Raw genomic sequence first — 19,200 nt, forward strand, 5'->3', positions numbered from 1 at the left:
CCAAGACGCTGCACGCCGAGGAGCGTTCTCCGCACGTGGACTGGTCCTCGGGGGCGGTGGAGTACCACACCCGCCCCGCGGGCGCCTCAGCTGTCGAAGCCGAGGCCCAGCTTGTCCATCGTCTTCAGCCACAGATTGCGCCTGCCGCTGTTCTCGTCGGCGCGGGCCAGGGACCACTTGGTCAGCGCGACGCCCGTCCACGCGAACGGCTCGGGCGGGAACGGCAGCGGCTTCGTGCGGACCATCTCCAGGGAGGTGCGTTCCGTCCGCTCGCCCGAGAGCAGGTCCAGCATCACGTCGGCGCCGAACCGGGTGGCCCCGACACCGAGGCCCGTGTAGCCCGCGGCGTAGGCGACACGGCCGGAGTGGGCGGTGCCGAAGAACGCCGAGAAGCGGGAGCAGGTGTCGATCGCGCCGCCCCACGCGTGCGTGAAGCGCAGGCCCTCCAGCTGCGGGAAGCAGGTGAAGAAGTGGCCCGCCAGCTTCGCGTACGTCTCGGGGCGGTCGTCGTGCTCGGCGCGCAGCTTGCCGCCGAAGGGGTAGATCGCGTCGTAACCGCCCCACAGGATGCGGTTGTCGGCGGAGAGCCGGAAGTAGTGGAACTGGTTGGCGCTGTCGCCCAGGCCCTGGCGGTTCTTCCAGCCGATGGCCGCCAGCTGCTCCTCGCTCAGCGGCTCGGTCATCAGCGCGTAGTCGTAGACCGGGACCGTGTACGCCCGCAGGCGCTTGACCAGCGAGGGGAAGATGTTCGTGGCGAGCGCGACCTGCCGGGCACGGACCCGGCCGTAGGGGGTGCGGACGGCCATCCCCGCGCCGGAGGAGGCGAGTTGGAGCGCGGGCGTGTGCTCGTAGATGCGTACGCCCTTCTCCAGGCAGGCCCGCTTGAGGCCCCAGGCCAGCTTCGCCGGGTGGAGCATCGCGACGCCCTTGCGGTCCCAGAGGCCGCCGAGGAAGGTGGGTGAGTCGACGTGCTCGCGCACCGCGTCCGCGTCCAGGAGTTCGGACCCGTCCGCGAGGCCGTGCTCCGCCATCTCCCCGTACATCTCGTGGAGTTCGGCGAGCTGGTGCGGCTGGGTCGCCACGTCGATCTCGCCGGTGCGTTCGAAGTCGCAGTCGATGGAGTAGCGCTTGACGGCCGCCTCGATCTCGTCGAGGTTGCGGGCGCCGAGCTCCTCCAGCTTCGCGATCTCGCCGGGCCAGCGGGACAGGCCGTTGGAGATGCCATGAGTGAGGGAGGCGGCGCAGAAGCCGCCGTTGCGGCCGGAGGCGGCCCAGCCCGCCTCGCGGCCTTCGAGCAGGACCACCTCGCGGTGCGGGTCGCGTTCCTTGGCGATGAGCGCGGTCCACAGTCCGCTGTAGCCGCCGCCGACGACGAGCAGGTCGCACTGCTCGTCGGCGGTGAGGGAGGGCTCGGCGGGTGGCTTGCCCGGGTCGTCCAGCCAGTAGGAAAGCGGCTGGGCGTCGGAAAGAGACTTGGTCCAACGGGTCATGGCGCTTGGGGCCATGATTTCCACTCCTTCAGAAACGTAAAAGCGTTACTACGCTTGCTTGTTGCGGCGCTTGCCGATGAGCATTCCGGCCAGCACCAGAAGCACGGCGACAAGGAACATCGCCGTACCGATCACATTGATCTGAACGGGCGTGCCCCGCTGTGCCGATCCCCAGACGAACATGGGGAACGTCACGGTGGAGCCCGCGTTGAAGTTCGTGATGATGAAGTCGTCGAAGGAGAGCGCGAAGGCGAGCAGTGCGCCGGCCGCGATGCCGGGCGCGGCGATCGGGAGCGTCACCCTCAGAAACGTCTGCACGGGACCTGCGTAAAGGTCCTGCGCTGCCTGTTCCAGGCGCGGGTCCATCGACATGACGCGCGCCTTGACGGCGGTCACCACGAAGCTGAGGCAGAACATGATGTGGGCGATGAGAATCGTCCAGAAGCCGAGCTGCGCGCCCATGTTGAGGAAGAGCGTGAGCAGCGACGCGGCCATGACGACCTCGGGCATCGCCATCGGCAGGAAGATCAGCGAGTTCACCGCGCCGCGCGCCCGGAAGCGGTAGCGGACGAGCGCGAAGGCGATCATCGTGCCGAGCAGCGTCGCGCCGATCGTCGCCCAGGCCGCGATCTGCAGGCTCAGCGACAGCGAGCCGCACATGTCGGCGACGCCGCACGGGTCCTTCCAGGCGTCGAGCGAGAACTCCTGCCAGGAGTAATTGAAGCGCCCCGTCGGATTGTTGAAGGAGAACACCGTCACGACGATGTTCGGGAGCAGCAGATACGCGAGCGTCAGCAGACCCGCGATGACGACGAATTTGCCGCGCAGCCAGCGGAAGAAGGCAGCCATCAGACGAGATCCTCCGTCCCGGACTTACGGATGTAGACGGTGACCATGACCAGGATCGCCGCCATGAGGATGAAGGAGAGAGCCGCGGCCGTCGGGTAATCCAGAATGCGCAGGAATTGCGTCTGGATGACGTTTCCGACCATGCGGGTGTCGGTGGAGCCGAGCAGATCCGCGTTGACGTAGTCGCCGGCCGCCGGGATGAACGTGAGCAGCGTCCCGGAGACGACGCCCGGCATGGAGAGCGGGAAGGTCACCTTGCGGAAGGTGGTGGACGGCTTGGCGTAGAGATCGCCCGCCGCCTCGTGAAGGCGGCCGTCGATGCGCTCCAGGGACGTGTAGAGCGGCAGGATCATGAACGGCAGGAAGTTGTACGTGAGTCCGCAGATCACGGCGAGCGGTGTGGCCAGGACCCGGTCGCCCTCCGTCACGCCCAGCCAGCTGGTGACGTCCAGGAAGTGCAGCGAGTTGAGCGCGCCCACCACGGGCCCGCCGTCGGCGAGGATCGTCTTCCAGGCCAGCGTACGGATGAGGAAGCTGGTGAAGAACGGCGCGATGACGAGTACGAGGATGAGGTTGCGCCAGCGGCCCGCGCGGAACGCGATCAGGTACGCGAGCGGATAGCCGAGCAGCAGGCACAGGATCGTGGCGGCGCCCGCGTACGTCACCGAGCGCAGGAACTGCGGCCAGTAGTCGCTCAGGGCGTCCCAGTAGGTGGCGAAGTGCCAGGTGACCTTGAAGCCGTCTTCGAGGGAGCCCGTCTGGACGGACGTCGATGCCTGGTAGACCAGCGGCAGCGCGAAGAAGACGACGAGCCAGAGGATGCCGGGGAGCAGCAGCCAGTAGGGGACCAGCCGGCCGCGTTTGCGGATCTTGCGGGGCGCCGCCTCGGGTTCCTTCTCCGGGGGCGCTTCGGTGAGGGTCGTCGTCATGCGGAGGCGTCCTCCTCGACCTTCTCGACGCCCGCTTCGATGTCCTGGGCGGCGTCCAGGCCGAAGGTGTGCGCGGGGTTCCAGTGCAGGACGACCTCGGTGCCGGGCACGAGGCGGGTGTCGCGCTCGATGTTCTGCGCGTACACCTCGAAGGAGTCGCAGATCGGGCTGTCGACGACGTACTGCGTGGAGACGCCGATGAAGCTGCTGTCGGCGATGCGGCCCGTGATGCGGTTGCGCCCCTCGGGAATCTCCCCCGCCGCGTCGGCGTGCGTGAGGGAGATCTTCTCCGGGCGTACGCCGAGCAGGACCTTGCCGCCCGTGGTCGTGGCGGCCGAACATCGCGCGGTCGGCAGGATGAGCTTGCCGTCGCCCGCCTTCAGGGTGAGGTCGTCGCCGCTGCGTCCGGCGATCTCGGCCTCTATGAAGTTCGACGTGCCGAGGAAGTTGGCGACGAAGGTGGTGCCCGGGTTCTCGTAGAGGTCGGCGGGGGCGCCGAGCTGTTCGACGCGGCCCGCGTTCATCACCGCGACCTGGTCGGCCATCGTCATGGCCTCCTCCTGGTCGTGCGTGACGTGCACGAAGGTGATGCCCACCTCGGTCTGGATGCGCTTGAGTTCGAGCTGCATCTGGCGGCGCAGCTTGAGGTCCAGGGCGCCGAGCGGCTCGTCGAGGAGCAGCACCTTGGGGTGGTTGATCAGAGCGCGGGCGACGGCGACGCGCTGCTGCTGGCCGCCGGAGAGCTGGTGCGGCTTCTTGCGGGCCTGCTCGCCGAGCTGGACGAGGTCGAGCATCTCGCCGACCTGCTTCTTCACGGACTTGATGCCGCGGCGGCGCAGGCCGAAGGCGACGTTCTCGAAGATGTCGAGGTGCGGGAAGAGCGCGTACGACTGGAAGACGGTGTTGACGGGCCGCTTGTAGGGCGGCAGTGCCGTGACGTCCTGGTCGCCGAGGTGGACGGTGCCCGAGCTGGGCTCCTCAAGTCCCGCGATCATGCGGAGCGTTGTGGTCTTGCCACAGCCGGATGCGCCGAGCAGCGCGAAGAAGGAGCCCTGCGGCACAGTCAGGTCGAGCGGCTGTACGGCGGTGAAGGAGCCGTAGGTCTTGCTGATCCCGGTGAGGCGGACGTCGCCGCCGTGTTCTGTAGCAGTCGTCATGGTGCGTCCAGGGGGTCGAGGGGAGAGGCGGTGGACTACGGGGGACTACAGCGGGCCCTCAGGCGCCGGTCAGCTTGGCGAACTTCTCCTCGTACGCCGTCTCTTCCTTCGGCGTCAGCGAGCGGAAGCCGCGGGACTTCGCCGCCATCTCCTTGTCCGGGAGGATCAGCGTGTTGTTCGCCGCGTCCTTGTCGAGCTTCGCGAGCTCGGGGCGTACGCCGTCGACGGGGCAGACGTAGTTGATGTACGCGGCGAGGCGGGCTGCGGGCTCGGGCTCGTAGTAGTAGTCGATGAGCCGCTCCGCGTTGCGCTTGTGGCGCGCCTTGTTCGGGACGAGGAGGTTGTCCGTGGACGTGATGTAGCCCGCGTCCGGGATGTGGAAGTCGATCTCCGGGTTGTCGGCCTTCAGCTGGACGACGTCACCGGCCCAGGCCAGACACGCGGCGAAGTCGCCCTTGGCGAGGTCCGACGTGTAGTCGTTGCCGGTGAAGCGACGGATCTGACCCTTGTCGACGGCCTTCTGGAGGCGGGCGATCGCCGCGTCGAAGTCGTCGTCGGTGAACTTCCCCGGGTCCTTGCCCATGTCGATGAGCGTCATGCCGACGGAGTCGCGCATCTCGGAGAGGAAACCGACGCGGCCCTTGAGCTTGGGGTTGTCCAGGAGCTGCGACACCGAGGTGATCTCTTCGCCGTCGGTCGCCTTCTTGTTGTACGCGATGACGGTGGAGATGCCGGTCCAGGGGTACGAGTACGCGCGCCCCGGGTCCCAGTCCGGGTTGCGGAACTGGGAGGCCAGGTTGGTGTACGCGTGGGGCAGGTTGGCCGGGTCCAGTTTCTGGACCCAGCCGAAGCGGATGAGCCTGGCCGCGAGCCAGTCCGTGACACAGATGAGGTCACGCCCGGTCTCCTGGCCGGCCGCGAGCTGCGGCTTGATCTTCCCGAAGAACTCGACGTTGTCGTTGATGTCCTCGGTGTACTTGACCTTGATCCCGGTGCGCTTGGTGAACGCGTCCAGGGTGGGGCGGTTCTTCTTGTCGTCGACGTCCATGTACTCGGTCCAGTTGGAGAAGAAGATCTGCTTCTCCTTGGCCGAGTGGTCGTCGGACGAGACGTCGCCCTGGCTCTTGCCCGCCGCCGGGATCCCGCAGGCACTGAGTGCCCCGAGCCCGCCGATGGCGAACGCGCCGCCGGTGCCGGCGCGCAGCAGGGAACGGCGGGTGAGGGAGGCCCTGCCGTTCCGCATGCTGCGGTGCATGGCGGCCAATTGGGCTGGGGACAGGCGGTCGGGCTCGTACTGCTCCATGCGCTTGGTTGCCCTTTCGGGAGGGTGTGCGGCCGCTGGTCGGGCGGCCTACTGACTATCGGTCCCCGAAGATCGTGCGGTGCCAGTCCTTGCGGACCACCGCGGTGTTGTCGAACATGACGTGCTTGACCTGCGTGTACTCCTCGAATGAGTAGGCGGACATGTCCTTTCCGTAGCCCGATGCCTTGTATCCGCCGTGCGGCATCTCGCTGAGGATCGGGATGTGGTCGTTGACCCAGACGCAGCCCGCCTTGATCTCGCGGGTCGCGCGGTTGGCGCGGAAGACGTCGCGGCTCCAGGCGGAGGCGGCGAGGCCGTAGGGGGTGTCGTTGGCGAGCCGGATGCCCTCGTCGTCGGAGTCGAACGGCAGCACCACAAGGACAGGACCGAAGATCTCGGACTGCACGATCTCGCTGTCCTGCGCGGCGTCGGCGATGAGGGTGGGCTTGTAGAAGGCGCCGGGGTGGGCGAGCGCCTCGCCACCGGTGACCACGCGCGCGTAGGAGCGGGCCCGGTCGACGAAACCGGCGACGCGGTCCCGGTGGACGTGCGAGATGAGCGGCCCGAGATCGGTGTTCGGGTCGAACGGGTCGCCGAGCCGCACGGTCTCCATGAGCTCGGCGACGCCCTCCACGAAGGCGTCGTACAGCGGGCGCTGTACGTACGCGCGCGTGGCGGCCGTGCAGTCCTGCCCGGTGTTGATGAGCGCGCCGGCGACCGCGCCGTGCACGGCGGCGTCGAGGTCGGCGTCGTCGAAGACGACGAAGGGCGCCTTGCCGCCGAGCTCCAGGTGGAGCCGCTTCACGGTCGCCGTGGCGATCTCGGCGACGCGCTTGCCGACGCCGGTGGACCCGGTGAAGGAGGTCATGGCGACGTCGGGGTGGCCCACGAGCCGTTCTCCGGCGTCCCGCCCGGCTCCGCTGATGATGTTGACGACACCGTCGGGGATGCCCGCCTCGGTGGCGGCCTGCGCGAAGAGGAGCGAGGTGAAGGGCGTCAGCTCGGCGGGCTTGAGGACGATGGTGTTGCCGGCGGCGATGGCCGGAAGGACCTTCCAGGCGGCCATCTGGAGGGGGTAGTTCCAGGGCGCGATGGACCCGACGACACCGATGGGCTCACGGCGGATGTACGAGGTGTGGTCACCGGAGTACTCGCCGGCCGACTGGCCCTGCAGATGGCGGGCGGCGCCCGCGAAGAACGCGGCGTTGTCGACGGTCCCGGGGACGTCGAACTCCCGGCTCAGCTTGATCGGCTTGCCGCACTGGAGCGACTCGGCCTGCGCGAACTCCTCGGCGCGGTCGGCCAGGACGGCGGCGAAGCGGTGCATGGCGTCGGAGCGCTCGCCGGGCGTGGCGCCGGCCCAGCCGGGGAAGGCGTGCGCGGCGGCGGCGACCGCGGCGTCGACGTCCTTCTCGCCCGCGAGTTCGTACGTGTGGACCGTGTCGCCCGTGGCCGGGTCGACGACCGCCTGGGTTCTCCCCGACGTGCCTTCGGTCAGCCGTCCCGCGATGTACTGCGCGCCTTCCGCGAAGTGGTCCTGCGCCTGGAAGTTGTGCATGACGCTCTCCTCCGCCGTCGCCCCCGTCCCGCAGGGGTCGGCGTAGCTCCAGATCGATTTGAGTGCCGATCCTGACAGAGCACTGGTGCTCCAACAAGTGATTCCGTTGTTGCCTTTTGGTTACGCGACGGAATCTGTCGACCAGGTGTCGAGTCGCCCTGGAAAACCCGGGACGGAGTGTCAGTGGTGCGTGCCAGACTCGCATGCATGACGAAGATCGACTCGGTGGAAGCGCTGGTCGCGGCGTTGCGGAAGGGCGACGGAGGGCGGCTGAAGTACCTCCATTTCTGGGGGCACACCCCGCGCAGGGACGGCACGCTGGGCTCCAGCTGCCTGAGTCAGTGGTGGCTCGCGCCGTTCACCGTGGACGGAGTGGCGTACGGGACGGCCGAGCACTGGATGATGGCGGCCAAGGCCCGGCTCTTCGAGGACGCGGAGGCGGAGCGCGCGGTCCTCGCCTCGCGGACGCCCGCCGAGGCGAAGAAGGCGGGGCGCCTGGTGCGGGGCTTCGACGAGGCGATATGGGAGCGGGAGCGCTTCGGGATCGTGGTCGAGGGCAGCGTCCACAAGTTCTCGTCGACGGACGAGCTCCGCGGGTTCCTCGTCGGCACGGGTTCGCGGGTCCTTGTGGAGGCGAGCCCCATGGACCGCATCTGGGGTGTGGGCCTTGCGGCCGACGATCCCCGGATCCAGGATCCGGCGAAGTGGCGGGGGCCGAATCTGCTGGGGTTCGCCTTGATGGAGGCGCGGGACCGCTTGCGGTGACTGCGGGGGGGATCCGGGGGGCTCAGGGGGGACAGCTCAGGGGTTGGCGGCTCAGGGGTTGGCAGCCACAGTCACCGCGCGGCCGCTGTCCCCCGAGGCCCCGTCCTCGAACGCGTCGTCCGGGATGACGATCAGTGCCACAAGGAGCCCCACGCCCAGCACGATCCCGGTGATCCCGCAGATGATCCCGGCCAGCGCCTGCCCGGGATTCGTCGCCTCGCCCCGCCTCGCCCTGCCGCGCCCGATCGCCCCGAAGATGATCGCGAGGATGCCGAGGACGATCGCCAGGGGCCACAGGCAGAAGACGGCGGCCGCGATGATCCCGAGGACGAGCGAGGTCACGCCCATCCCGTTGGCGGGAGCCATCGGCATGGCGGGCCAGCCGTATCCGGGCGGGCCCTGCCCTTGGTAGCCCGGATACCCGGGGTATCCGGGATAACCCTGCGGACCCACGTAATCCTGCTGCCCCGGCACCCCGGGGTACCCGTACGGCACCTGCCCCGGCCCCTCGGGCCCGACGGGCGGCGGCGGCACCGGCTCCCCCGCCCCGGCAGCCGGCGGCGGAGGCGGAGGCGCCGCGAAAGGCCCGCCCGCGGCGATCGTCGACTGATCGTGCACGGAGGGCGCCGACCACCCCGAAGCCCGCCCCGCTCCGTGCGGCACGTCCTCGGGCGGCGCCCACGGATCCCGCTTCGCCAACGGAACCGGCGCACCCGGACCTCCCGGCGCCCCCGGTGACCCCAGCACCCCCGGCGACCCCATCGCCCCCGACGACACGTCGCCCGGCGGCACATCCTCCGGCGCCGCCCACGGATCCCGCTCAGGCTCAGCGCCGGCGCCCGGCACCGGCCCCTCGGCCTTGGACATGGCGAGTCACCTCTTTCGTACGTTCCGTCATGCTACGGCCCCGACACCGCCCGGCAGCCGCCCGCCCACCGCCGGAATGCCACCGGAATCCCGCCGCATACGATGTTCCGCGACCCACCGATCAGCCGATCAAGCCCGTTCCTGGGGAGGAAACCGTGACCGAACCGCGCACCGCAGAGCAGCGACGCGACCCACATGCCTTCATCGCCGGACTGCCCAAGGCGGAACTGCATGTGCACCACGTCGGCTCGGCGTCCCCCCGTATCGTCTCCGCGCTCTCCGCCCGCCACCCCGACTCCAAGGTGCCGACGGACGTGGAGGCGCTTGCCGACTACTTCACGTTCACGGACTTCGCGCACTTCATCCAGGTCTATCTGTCGGTCGTGGACCTGGTCCGCACCCCGGACGACGTACGCCTGCTCACGTACGAAGTCGCCCGCGACATGGCCCGGCAGAACATCCGCTACGCCGAGCTGACCCTCACCCCCTTCAGCTCCGTGCGCCGCGGCATCGACGACCGCGCCTTCATGGACGCCATCGAGGACGCCCGCAAGTCCGCCGATGACGAGCTCGGCGTCGTACTGCGCTGGTGCTTCGACATCCCCGGCGAGGCAGGCCTGGACGCCGCCGAGGAGACGGTGCGGCTCGCCACCACCGACAAGCTGCGCCCCGAGGGCCTGGTCTCGTTCGGACTCGGCGGCCCCGAGATCGGCGTACCGAGGCCGCAGTTCAAGCCGCACTTCGACCGCGCGATCGCGGCGGGCCTGCGCTCCGTGCCGCACGCCGGCGAGACGACGGGCCCGGGGACCATCTGGGACGCCCTCACCGACCTGCGCGCCGAGCGCATCGGCCACGGCACGAGCGCCGCCCAGGACCCGAAGCTGCTCGCGCACCTCGCCGAGCACCGCATCCCGCTCGAGGTCTGCCCGACGTCGAACATCGCGACCCGCGCCGTCACCACCCTCGACGAGCACCCCATCAAGGAGTTCGTCGCCGCCGGCGTCCCGGTCACCATCAACTCCGACGACCCGCCCATGTTCGGCACCGACCTGAACAACGAGTACGCGGTCGCCGCCCGCCTCCTCGGCCTCGACGAACGGGGCATCGCGGCCCTGGCGAAGAACGCCGTCGACGCGTCGTTCCTCGACCCGGCGGGCAAGGCGAGGATCGCCGCGGAGATCGACACGTACACGGAGACCTGGCTCGCTCCGTAGGACGGAACCACAGGGCGGCACCACAATGGGCCCATGCGCACCGTGACAGCCGTGGCCCACCGAGGCGATCCCTACCGCTTCCGCGAGAACACCCTCCCGTCCCTGCGTTCCGCGCTCGAACGGGGCGCGGACGCGGTGGAGATCGACGTCCGTGTCAGCCGTGACGACGTCCCCGTCCTGCTGCACGACGCGACGCTCAAGCGGCTGTGGGACCACGAACGGCCGCTGTCCGCGCTCTCCGCGGACGAGGTGCGCGGCCTCACCGGGTACGGCGTACCCACCCTCGAAGAGGCCATCGAGGCGACCGAAGGACACCGGCTCATGGTGGATCTGCCGGGCGCGACGCCCGAGACCGTCCGCACGGTCATCGGCACCATCGCGGACTGCGGGGCGGCGGAGCGCGCGTACTACTGCGCGGGCGCCCGGACGATGCTCGCGGTGCGCGCCGCCGATCCCGCCGCCGAGATCGCCCTGACCTGGACGAGCCTCGCCCCGCCGCGCCGCGCCGTGCTCGACGCGATCAAGCCGCGCTGGCTCAACTACCGCTTCACGCTGCTCGACCGCGAGCTGACCGTGCAGCTGCAGCGCGAGGGATTCCTCGTCTCTGCCTGGACCCCGGACACGAAACGCTCCATGCGCCGTCTCGTCGACATCGGCGTCGACTCGATCACCACGAACCGCGTGGACGTGCTCCACGGCCTGCTCGCGGCGAAAGCCTGACGGCAAACGGCCCGAGCGCGGCCGTCGCCTCGACAAGCTCTGCCCGGTCGAGGCCACCGGCGGCGAAGGGCTCACAGCCGATGTCCTTCACCAGTTCCCGTACGACATCCAGCGCCCCCGGGTCGTCCCCGCACACCGGCACCGCGAGCGCCCTGCCGTCGAAGACCGGCGGCGCCATCCGCCACACGCTCTCATGGCAGAGGTTGAACGCCTTGACGACACGGGCCCCGGGCCGACCGCATTGGAGCGGTCGATCAACACCCGCCCGCGCAGGACCTCTTGAAGCCCTCCGACGATTCCGGCCCCCACCTCGTACGGCACGGCGAGCAGCACCGCGTCCCCGAACTCGGCCGCCGTGCGGCACCATTCGGTACGTGACGAACGACGATCTGCTCGCAGACTGCCGCGCCCAGACCCTGCGCCGCCTGGAGTACAACGGCCTGGTCTCCCGCCACTCGTACGAGCGCGCCGACCTGAAGGGATCCCGCGGATGAAGTACGTGAAGGTCGAGTGGGACCCGGAGTGGCACGGCTTCCGGACCGACGCACGCGACTACCTCGCGGCCCTCCCGGACCTGAAGGACACCCTTCCTGAAGGAGCCAGGGCCTTCGCGTCCGACGCCGGGCACTACGCGTACGCCAGTGAACGCTGTGTCAAAGACCTGGCGCTCGCGGACATCCGACTGCCCATCACCACCAGGGGCGGGTCCGGCACGGCGTCGATCGACTTCCGGCCCAACCCGTGGAAACACTCCAGCGGGCTGCGCATCCAGTACACCGGCGTCACACACTTCTCGATCGACTACGAAAGGTCGATCGACTGGATGGAGTCGATCACCGTGCTGCTGGACGAAGTCCTGCCGATCGAGGAGGGCGCGGAGGGCGATGAGGGCGAGGAAGGCATAGTGCACGAGATCGAACTGACCGATGCGACGATCACGGTGCGCTGTGCGGACCTGACCGCCACATGGGCCGAGGTCTGAGCTGTCGACGGCGCCGCCGAGTGGGACGCCGCGTACGAGCGCGGCGGGGCCCCGTCCCGCTACGCGACACCTGTCATGCTCGCGAACACCGTGACGTTGTTCTTGTAGTAGTGCCGGTCCGCGTCGAATTCGCCGCCGCAGGTGATCAGGCGGAGCCCCGCGTGGTCGATGTTCTTGTACACCTCCAGGGTGGGGAATTCCTTCTTCGGGTACTCCTCGACGCGGTCCACCGTGAAGGTGGCCGTCTTCCCGTCCGCGCGTGTCACCTCGACGGTGTCTCCGGCCCTCATCGTCTTCAGCTTCTTGAAGACCGCGTCCGCGCCGTTCCAGGTCACATGTCCGGCAATCACCGCAGGACCCCGGGAGCCGGGGGTGGGGCCCGGTTCGTACCAGCCCGCCAGATCGGGATTCTTCGGCGTCGTCATCGCCCCGTCGCCGTTCTGCCCCAGCGTCTCCAACCCGCTGGACACCCCCAGGGAGGGGATGGCGACCTTCTGCGGCACCGACCGGTCCAGTGCCGCGACGGCCCCGCCCGACCCCGCCGCCGGTGTCCTGCCGCCTTCCGTGCCGCCCTGCTCCGCGCTCCGCGCCGGGGGCGCCTGCGAGGCAGCACTCTCCTGGCCGGCGCAGGAGGTGAGCAGCAGGGCCGCCGCGACGGCGGCGACCACGGCGGCGGAGGCGCGCCGGACACCGGCCCACGCCCTGCGGACCGGGGGGCGCCTCACGCGGCATCCCCGGTCTTCACGACCGCGGCCGCGGCAACGGCCGTCATCCGCCGACGCGCGAGAACGAGCACCCCTGCGGCCGTCACCGCCGCCGCGCCCGCGGTACCCGTCACGGCACCCATGGACACACCTTCCTCGGCGGCGCCGCCGCCCGTCTCGACCCCGCCGACGGGTACGGATCCGACGGCCGCGCCCTCGACCACACCGCAGTTGGTCGGAGCGGTGGCCTCCTGGGGAAGCTTCGGGTCGAGTTCGCTCTTGCCCGCGCCCTCGACGTCGTACGTGCCGTTGTCATTGCGGTCGACACCGTGCTGCACGATGTGCAGGTCCTTGATGTGGTCCACCACGTCCTGCCCGACGGTGATGGTCCGCTTGTAGCGGACCTTGCCCTCCGCGTCGGCCACCGGCATCCGGTCCACGGCGAGGCCGCTGCCCGCGTCGGTGCCCCCGGAGACGGTCAGCGAGATGTTGATGTCGCCGTAGTGAACGGTGGCCTCGGTGTTGTCGAGGATGCCGTCGCCGTTGGTGTCGTCGCCGTCGTCCGGGCACTGGAAGTCGTGCCCGTCGGTCGATCCGTGCAGATGCTGCGCCGAGGGCTGGCCGGGCACCATGCCCTCGGACTTGATCCACACGGTCAGCTCATTGCCGCGCAGGCTCAGGAGGGCCGTCCCCTTGGAGCCGGAGTCGTTCAGCTGCTCCAGGTCGAGCTGGTAGGCCGGGGTGTCCGCCGCGAACACCGGGGACGAGACGGCCACGGTGAGGAGGGCGACGGGCAGAGCGGCAAGCGCCGCGAGAAGACAGGTCCGCTTGGGCATCACGTTCGTTCCATTCCCGCGGCACCCGAAAGGACGGGCAGGCCGCATGTCGTACGGAATTCCTGGCGATGCCCGAGCGAGCCACCGAACGCCCCGTGGGCATCAACTCCCCCTCGACTGCGGGGCAGTTACCCATGAAACGGAACGAGGGTCTCGGGTGTTCAAAGTGAGCTCTGAGATATTCGATCCGAGCTGCTCACAGGGGCTAAAGCCCGGCGATGGCATTCCACCGCTTCGCGAACTCCGTCCGCTCATCCGATGTGATGTCCCGCGCGATCGCGAGCCGCCCCCGCATCGCGTCGTCCGGGAAGATCAGCGGGTCCTCGGCGAGTGCGGCGAGTTCCTTGTCCTTGGACGAGGCGAGGACGTCGCGGGCGGCCGGGACGGGGCAGACGTAGTTGACCCAGGCGGCCAGCTCGGCGGCGACCTCGGGATCGTAGTAGTAGTCGACGAGCCGCTCCGCGTTCTGCTTGTGGCTCGCCAGGTTGGGGATCATCAGGGACTCGGCCCACAGCTCGGCACCCTCCTCGGGGACGATGAAATCGATGTCCGGGTCGTCCGCTTGGAGCTGGATGACATCGCCGCTGTAGGCCTGGCAGGCCAGGACGTCGCCGCTGGAGAGGTCCTTGATGTAGTCGTTGCCGGTGAACCGGCGGATGTGCTTCGCCGCCACCAGCTTCTCCACCTTGTCGCACACGCGGTGGAAGTCGTCGGCCTTCCACTTCGTGATGTCGACGCCGTCGCCCTGCATCAGCAGCGCGAACGACTCGTCGAGCCCGGAGAGCAGCGTGACCTTGCCCTTGAGATCGTCGGCCCACAGATCGGAGACATGCTTGATCTCGCGGCCTGCCTTGCGCTTGTTGTACGCGATGCCGGTGATGCCGGACTGCCAGGGCACCGTGTGCTTGCGGGCCGGGTCGAAGCTGGGCGAACGCAGCAGCGGGTCAAGGTACTTGGTTACGTTCGGCTGCTTGCTCCGGTCCATCGCCTGCACCCAGCCGAGCCGTACGAAGCGGGCGCACATCCAGTCGCTGATGACGATGAGATCGCGGCCCGTCTCCTGGTGGTTCATCAGGGACGGGCTGATCTTGCCGAAGAACTCGTCGTTGTCGTTGATCTCCTCCGTGTAGCGGACGTCGATGCCGGTCCGCTTCTCGAAGGCGTCGAGCGTGGGCCGCTTCGTCTCGTCCGCGTCGTCGGTGTCGATGTAGAGTGGCCAGTTGGCGAAGGTCAGCTTCCTGTCCTGCCTCGACCGGTCGTGCGCGGCCCGCTCGCCGGGTCCGATGTACGCGGCCGGCACACCGCACCCCGCGAGCGCGCCGATCGCCGCACCACCGCCAAGGGCGCGCAGCAGGGACCGGCGGGAGACTGAGGAAGCTATGGGGTTCGCTCGCACCTCGGCAGCATGCGCTTGCCTGCCCCGTACAAGCAATGGACGCTGCGTCGAGCCGAGCAGTCGGGACACGACACCCTGTCGATCACGCGTCGATCAGGCGGGCTCCAGCCACCCCGCCAGGTCCCCCGCCGTGATCCGCTCCAGCGGCGCGGCGTCGACAGGCCCCGGGTAGAGGCGGTACGCCGTGCCGGACGCGGCGTCCTCCGCGCCCGCCAACTCGCCGTGCAGGAGAGCCAGAAGGGCGCGGCGGCCCGTCAGCTCCGGCTCCGCGCACAGCGCGTCCGGCTCCCAGCCGTCGCGGATGCGCAGCGCGAAGTCGGCGCGCGGCTCGTCATCGGCGCGGCGGTAGCCCCACAGGACGTGACCGCGGCCGCGCACATACACGTCGCCGTCGGTGCGGGCCGCCGCCGTCCAGCAGGCGAGGTCCCACAGGGTGGCCCGGCCGCGCGGCGCGAACGTGTCGAGAAGGTCGTTGCCGATGTGCCCGAGCTGCCGCTTGTACCGCCACACGTCGTGGCTACCGCCGGTGGTGGCGAGGGTGACGTCGGCCCACCAGGCATGCCGCGTCCGCAGGTCGACGATCATCGGCACCCGCAGCGTCGCTTCCCCCGCGAGGTCGAAGCGCTGGCGGACGGTGCGCGGGTCGTAGACGGCCCGCCCCTTGCCCTCGACGCCCCCGACGCCCCCGACGCCCCCGACCGCCATGAACCCCGCGAAGGCGTCCGGGAGTTCATCGAAGGGCACGTCGTTGTACGAGAGGACAGCGGGCACCACGAACCGCACCCCCGCGTTCGCCAGCCGCGGCAGGTCGAGGTCCAGGTACTCGGTGGCGCCGTGCGGGGCGGGCGCCGATGTCAGGTCCCCGGAGTGCCGGGCGGCGCCGCCCGCGTACTCCAGCTGCGTGTAGTCGCACAGACCGACGAAGCGCCACAGGTCGTCGTAGAGCGCGACGGACAGGTCGAGGTCGACGCGCAGGCCCTTGGGTTGCAGCCAGTGCAGGAAGAGCCGCACGGTCTCGCTGTCCGCGGGCATGGGCAGCGAGCTGCCGCGCGGCACGGCGACCAGCGAGGCCGCCGATGCCCGCTCGGCGAACGGCACCGGCAGGTCGGCGAGCGAGGCGTCCAGGACGGCCACGTCGTACCGCGCCCCCTCGCGCGCGGCGAGCCGCCGCACCGCCTCCGCCTCGATCAGCTCACCGGCACGCCCCGCCACGCGGGAAGGCAGCGGCGGCCGGTGGTCCTCGACCGCGTACGCCTTGGTGACCCGACCGCGCGGGAAGAAGACGCGACGGTGCCCCGGCTTGAACCGGGTCTTCATCTGCCCGAACGCGCCGAGCAGCGGTCCCGGTCCCGTGTGCGGCAAGGCGTGCGCGAGCGCGTCGCCCACCGGCTCCGGGAGGGTCACCGAGCCCGACCGGGCCAGCAACAGGTCCAGGCAGCGCAGGAGTTCACCCGGGCGCTCGCGCAGCAGATCCGCAGCGGCCGTGGTGTCCCAGCGGCCGAGCGCCTCCTCGACGCGCCCCTGCCAGGTGACGACGCGCAGCCGGTCGCCCACGAGGCGGACGCCCTCATGCCGGGCGGACTCGGCGAGCAACGTCTCGGAGAGCGCACTGTCATCGATGCGTGTCCCGCGCAGGGCCGCGAAGGCGAGCGCCACGCGCGCGTGCCGGTGGGCGCCCTCGAAGGGATGCAGGATCTCGCCCACCCGCTTCCACGCGCGTGCGTTCCGTGCCATGTCCTCGGCGAGACGCTGGAAGTCGAACCCGTCGAGCAGAGCGAGGAGTTCGCGACGCACCGGCCGCGAAAGCCCGCGCAGGCGCGGCAGTTCGAGCAGATCGGGGTCGCCTCCGGAACGTACGGCAATGACGCGCAGCACATCGGTGGCGGTGTCGGCGTACCGCGCGACCAGTGACCGCACTTCAGCGACATCCAGCAGCGGCGCGAGCGCGAGCGCCTTGCTCTCGCGCAGCGGAATGGCGGCCGGGAGCCAGTCGGCGGCGTCGGCCGGGTCCAGATGCCCCAGGAGCAGGACCAGGTCGTCGTGGTCCTGCGGGTTGAGGGGCGTACGGCGGGCGAGCAGCGCGGCGAGTTCCGTGGCCGCGTCGCCCGGCGCGCCCAGCCGCAACGCGCGCAGAATCTCGCCACCGTCACCGCCGAGACCGGCGCCGGTGTCGATCCAGGGATCGGTCGGCCCGTCCGTCTCGTAGCGCTGCTCGCAGATCGGGCAGCCGTACCAGACGCAGCAGTCCTCGCAGCAGCCCCAGTCCACCATCTTGGGGTGGCAGTCGTCGCACAGCAGATGCGCGCAGGGCGCGAGCGCGCGCACCCGGGCCTTGGTGCCCGCGCAGTTCATGCAGGGCTGGTGCGGCTGGGCGGCGAGGTGCGCGAGAACGGTCGCGGTGAAGCGGTCGTACGCGTGCTGGTAGGGGATCTCGTCGGGGAACCGCCGGAACAGCGGGGCATGGTGGCGGTCGGAGCCCATCAGGGCGTCGACGTCGGCGAGCAGCTTGCGCCCCGTCACCGCGAGGTCCTCGGCGGAGAGCGCGGCCAGCGCGCGGCGCAGCGGGGCGGTCAACAGGTGCCCGCGGTCGGCGAGTTCGGCTTCGAGGACGACCACGGTGGCGCCGGTCAGGGCGGTCCGTCCGGCACCTTCCGGAACGTAGACACTCTGCCGACGGCGCAGCAGCAGCCCGGCGAGATCGTCGGTCGTCGTCGCCACCATCAGGTCCACCCCCGTCGTACGGAAACGCGGGGGCGGGGAGTGGGTGCGCTACGGATCTTTTACAGAGAAGAGAAAGAAGGAAGCCCACCACGGAGCCGCCCCCGCGCACGCAACGGTACGCGGGGGCGGATGGGGCGTCACACGATTAATCGCCGGGCACGCGACGCGCCCCGCCAGGGGCGCGGGGAACTGCGCGACCAGCCCCCACTCGCCCGAGGAGGCGAACGGCGAGCAACCCGGCAGACGCGACTAGCCCTCGATCGACGTCATGACGTGCTTGATGCGCGTGTAGTCGTCGAACCCGTACGCCGAGAGGTCCTTGCCGTAGCCGGACTTCTTGAAGCCGCCGTGCGGCATCTCCGCGACCAGCGGGATGTGCGTGTTGATCCAGACGCAGCCGAAGTCCAGGACCTTCGACATACGCATGGCGCGCGCGTGGTTCTGCGTCCACACCGAGGAGGCAAGGGCGTAGTCCACGCCGTTCGCGTACGACACGGCCTGCGCCTCGTCCGTGAAGGACTGGACGGTGATGACCGGGCCGAAGACCTCGTTCTGGATGATCTCGTCGTCCTGCTTGAGGCCCGAGACGACGGTCGGGGCGTAGAAGTAGCCCTTCTCGCCGACCCGCTGACCGCCGGCCTCGACCTTGGCGTGCGCCGGAAGGCGGTCGATGAAGCCGGAGACCTGCTTCAGCTGGTTGGCGTTGTTGAGCGGGCCGAACAGCACGTCCTCGTCGTCCGGCTGCCCGGTCTTCGTGTCGGCCGCGGCCTTGGCGAGCGCCGTCACGAACTCGTCGTGGATGGACTCGTGGACGAGCACGCGCGTGGCGGCCGTACAGTCCTGGCCCGCGTTGAAGAAGCCCGCCACCGAGATGTCCTCGACGGCCTTGGCGATGTCGGCGTCCTCGAAGACGACGACCGGCGCCTTGCCGCCCAGCTCCAGGTGGACCCGCTTGAGGTCCTTGGAGGCGGACTCGGCGACCTGCATACCGGCGCGCACCGAGCCGGTGATGGAGGCCATTGCCGGGGTGTTGTGCTCGACCATCGCGCGGCCGGTGTCACGGTCGCCGCAGACGACGTTGAAGACGCCCTTGGGGACGATCGAGCCGATGATCTCGGCCATCAGGACGGTCGACGCGGGGGTCGTGTCCGAGGGCTTGAGGACGACGGTGTTGCCCGCGGCGAGCGCCGGGGCGAACTTCCAAACACCCATCATCATCGGGTAGTTCCACGGCGCGACCTGCGCGCAGACGCCGATCGGCTCGCGGCGGATGATGGAGGTCAGACCCTCCATGTACTCGCCGGCCGCGCGGCCCTCGAGCATCCGGGCCGCACCCGCGAAGAAGCGGATCTGGTCGACCATGGGCGGGATCTCCTCGGACCGCGTGAGTCCGATCGGCTTGCCCGTGTTCTCGACCTCGGCCGCGATCAAGTCCTCGGCGCGCTCCTCGAAGGCGTCGGCGATCTTCAGCAGGGCCTTCTGACGCTCGGCGGGCGTCAGGTCGCGCCAGGCGGGGAAGGCGGCCGCGGCGGCCTCCATGGCGGCGTCGACGTCGGCCTGCCCCGACAGCGGCGCGGTGGCATAGGACTCGCCGGTGGCGGGGTTGACCACCTCGGTGGTCCGGCCGTCGGCGGCGTCCCGGAATTCGCCGTTGATGTAGTTACGCAGACGGCGCAGCTCGGTGGTCACTTCCGGCCCTCCAGTCAGAT

The 19,200-nt window shown here is 69.8% G+C and carries 16 protein-coding genes and 1 pseudogene; 4 read left to right on the top strand and 13 right to left on the bottom strand.

Annotation, left to right across the window (positions count from 1 at the left end; translation table 11 throughout):
• Window positions 1-86: 86 nt before the first annotated feature.
• From AB0O76_RS36085 to AB0O76_RS36110, 6 genes are read right to left on the bottom strand one after another with little or no spacing between them, the layout of a single operon-like run.
• Window positions 87-1,505: an FAD-dependent oxidoreductase gene (locus tag AB0O76_RS36085; protein WP_365500504.1), complete on the bottom strand. Its 1,419-nt coding sequence runs from the start codon at window positions 1,503-1,505 to the stop codon at window positions 87-89.
• 33 nt (window positions 1,506-1,538) lie between these two features.
• The gene (locus AB0O76_RS36090) at window positions 1,539-2,339 is read right to left on the bottom strand and encodes an ABC transporter permease (RefSeq protein ID WP_365500507.1); all 801 of its coding nucleotides are present in this window, start codon (window positions 2,337-2,339) and stop codon (window positions 1,539-1,541) included.
• Window positions 2,339-3,268, bottom strand: coding sequence for an ABC transporter permease (locus AB0O76_RS36095; protein WP_365500510.1), 930 nt, complete (start codon window positions 3,266-3,268; stop codon window positions 2,339-2,341). Before AB0O76_RS36095 ends, AB0O76_RS36090 begins: the two co-directional genes overlap by 1 nt.
• Window positions 3,265-4,425, bottom strand: coding sequence for an ABC transporter ATP-binding protein (locus AB0O76_RS36100; RefSeq protein ID WP_365500513.1), 1,161 nt, complete (start codon window positions 4,423-4,425; stop codon window positions 3,265-3,267). Before AB0O76_RS36100 ends, AB0O76_RS36095 begins: the two co-directional genes overlap by 4 nt.
• A gap of 58 nt (window positions 4,426-4,483) precedes the next feature.
• Window positions 4,484-5,728: an extracellular solute-binding protein gene (locus AB0O76_RS36105; RefSeq protein ID WP_365500516.1), complete on the bottom strand. Its 1,245-nt coding sequence runs from the start codon at window positions 5,726-5,728 to the stop codon at window positions 4,484-4,486.
• 55 nt (window positions 5,729-5,783) lie between these two features.
• Window positions 5,784-7,286 carry a gamma-aminobutyraldehyde dehydrogenase gene (locus AB0O76_RS36110; RefSeq protein ID WP_365500519.1) on the bottom strand — a complete coding sequence of 501 codons (1,503 nt, stop codon included), beginning with the start codon at window positions 7,284-7,286 and terminating at the stop codon, window positions 5,784-5,786.
• A 207-nt stretch (window positions 7,287-7,493) separates the two neighbouring features.
• On the opposite strand from AB0O76_RS36110, the gene AB0O76_RS36115 reads away from it, so the two are divergent.
• Entirely contained in the window at window positions 7,494-8,051 is a 558-nt protein-coding gene (locus tag AB0O76_RS36115) for an NADAR family protein (protein ID WP_365500522.1), read from the top strand.
• Between the two features lie 51 nt (window positions 8,052-8,102).
• On the opposite strand, the gene AB0O76_RS36120 is transcribed toward AB0O76_RS36115, so the two are convergent.
• The gene (locus AB0O76_RS36120) at window positions 8,103-8,918 is read right to left on the bottom strand and encodes a DUF4190 domain-containing protein (protein ID WP_365500525.1); all 816 of its coding nucleotides are present in this window, start codon (window positions 8,916-8,918) and stop codon (window positions 8,103-8,105) included.
• Window positions 8,919-9,073: 155 nt separating this feature from the next.
• Here AB0O76_RS36120 and AB0O76_RS36125 point away from each other — a divergent pair, with 155 nt between their 5' ends.
• The gene (locus AB0O76_RS36125; protein WP_365500528.1) at window positions 9,074-10,132 is read left to right on the top strand and encodes an adenosine deaminase; all 1,059 of its coding nucleotides are present in this window, start codon (window positions 9,074-9,076) and stop codon (window positions 10,130-10,132) included.
• 33 nt (window positions 10,133-10,165) lie between these two features.
• The gene (locus AB0O76_RS36130; protein ID WP_365500531.1) at window positions 10,166-10,852 is read left to right on the top strand and encodes a glycerophosphodiester phosphodiesterase; all 687 of its coding nucleotides are present in this window, start codon (window positions 10,166-10,168) and stop codon (window positions 10,850-10,852) included.
• 13 nt (window positions 10,853-10,865) lie between these two features.
• Here AB0O76_RS36130 and AB0O76_RS36135 read toward each other — a convergent pair.
• A pseudogene (locus AB0O76_RS36135) lies at window positions 10,866-11,251 on the bottom strand (NADP oxidoreductase); the annotation flags it as partial.
• Between the two features lie 91 nt (window positions 11,252-11,342).
• Here AB0O76_RS36135 and AB0O76_RS36140 point away from each other — a divergent pair.
• A complete protein-coding gene (locus tag AB0O76_RS36140; RefSeq protein ID WP_365500534.1) occupies window positions 11,343-11,834 on the top strand; it encodes a hypothetical protein in 492 nt (163 codons plus the stop codon).
• Window positions 11,835-11,893: 59 nt separating this feature from the next.
• On the opposite strand, the gene AB0O76_RS36145 is transcribed toward AB0O76_RS36140, so the two are convergent.
• The 5 genes from AB0O76_RS36145 to AB0O76_RS36165 all read right to left on the bottom strand — a co-directional run bounded on the left by AB0O76_RS36145 (window position 11,894) and on the right by AB0O76_RS36165 (window position 19,180).
• The gene (locus AB0O76_RS36145) at window positions 11,894-12,559 is read right to left on the bottom strand and encodes a class F sortase (RefSeq protein ID WP_365500537.1); all 666 of its coding nucleotides are present in this window, start codon (window positions 12,557-12,559) and stop codon (window positions 11,894-11,896) included.
• On the bottom strand, window positions 12,556-13,377 hold the full coding sequence (locus tag AB0O76_RS36150; RefSeq protein WP_365500540.1) for a hypothetical protein: 822 nt from the start codon (window positions 13,375-13,377) through the stop codon (window positions 12,556-12,558). Before AB0O76_RS36150 ends, AB0O76_RS36145 begins: the two co-directional genes overlap by 4 nt.
• Window positions 13,378-13,579: 202 nt before the next feature.
• Window positions 13,580-14,770: a spermidine/putrescine ABC transporter substrate-binding protein gene (locus tag AB0O76_RS36155; RefSeq protein WP_365500543.1), complete on the bottom strand. Its 1,191-nt coding sequence runs from the start codon at window positions 14,768-14,770 to the stop codon at window positions 13,580-13,582.
• Between the two features lie 93 nt (window positions 14,771-14,863).
• Entirely contained in the window at window positions 14,864-17,491 is a 2,628-nt protein-coding gene (locus AB0O76_RS36160; RefSeq protein ID WP_365500546.1) for an MXAN_6230/SCO0854 family RING domain-containing protein, read from the bottom strand.
• 249 nt (window positions 17,492-17,740) lie between these two features.
• Window positions 17,741-19,180, bottom strand: coding sequence for a gamma-aminobutyraldehyde dehydrogenase (locus AB0O76_RS36165; protein ID WP_365500549.1), 1,440 nt, complete (start codon window positions 19,178-19,180; stop codon window positions 17,741-17,743).
• Between the last annotated feature and the right edge of the window lie 20 nt (window positions 19,181-19,200).

Source organism: Streptomyces sp. NPDC086554 (assembly GCF_040686095.1).
In the GTDB taxonomy this organism is placed as follows: Bacteria; Actinomycetota; Actinomycetes; order Streptomycetales; family Streptomycetaceae; genus Streptomyces.

Excerpts from the sequence above, each read along its gene's own strand:
- AB0O76_RS36130 (WP_365500531.1), top strand. The coding sequence starts at position 10,166 with ATGCGCACCGTGACAGCCGTGGCCCACCGAGGCGATCCCTACCGCTTC.
- AB0O76_RS36120 (WP_365500525.1), bottom strand. The coding sequence starts at position 8,918 with ATGTCCAAGGCCGAGGGGCCGGTGCCGGGCGCCGGCGCTGAGCCTGAG.
- AB0O76_RS36100 (WP_365500513.1), bottom strand. The coding sequence starts at position 4,425 with ATGACGACTGCTACAGAACACGGCGGCGACGTCCGCCTCACCGGGATC.
- AB0O76_RS36160 (WP_365500546.1), bottom strand. The coding sequence starts at position 17,491 with ATGGTGGCGACGACGACCGACGATCTCGCCGGGCTGCTGCTGCGCCGT.
- AB0O76_RS36090 (WP_365500507.1), bottom strand. The coding sequence starts at position 2,339 with ATGGCTGCCTTCTTCCGCTGGCTGCGCGGCAAATTCGTCGTCATCGCG.
- AB0O76_RS36140 (WP_365500534.1), top strand. The coding sequence starts at position 11,343 with ATGAAGTACGTGAAGGTCGAGTGGGACCCGGAGTGGCACGGCTTCCGG.
- AB0O76_RS36115 (WP_365500522.1), top strand. The coding sequence starts at position 7,494 with ATGACGAAGATCGACTCGGTGGAAGCGCTGGTCGCGGCGTTGCGGAAG.
- AB0O76_RS36105 (WP_365500516.1), bottom strand. The coding sequence starts at position 5,728 with ATGGAGCAGTACGAGCCCGACCGCCTGTCCCCAGCCCAATTGGCCGCC.
- AB0O76_RS36085 (WP_365500504.1), bottom strand. The coding sequence starts at position 1,505 with ATGGCCCCAAGCGCCATGACCCGTTGGACCAAGTCTCTTTCCGACGCC.
- AB0O76_RS36095 (WP_365500510.1), bottom strand. The coding sequence starts at position 3,268 with ATGACGACGACCCTCACCGAAGCGCCCCCGGAGAAGGAACCCGAGGCG.
- AB0O76_RS36110 (WP_365500519.1), bottom strand. The coding sequence starts at position 7,286 with ATGCACAACTTCCAGGCGCAGGACCACTTCGCGGAAGGCGCGCAGTAC.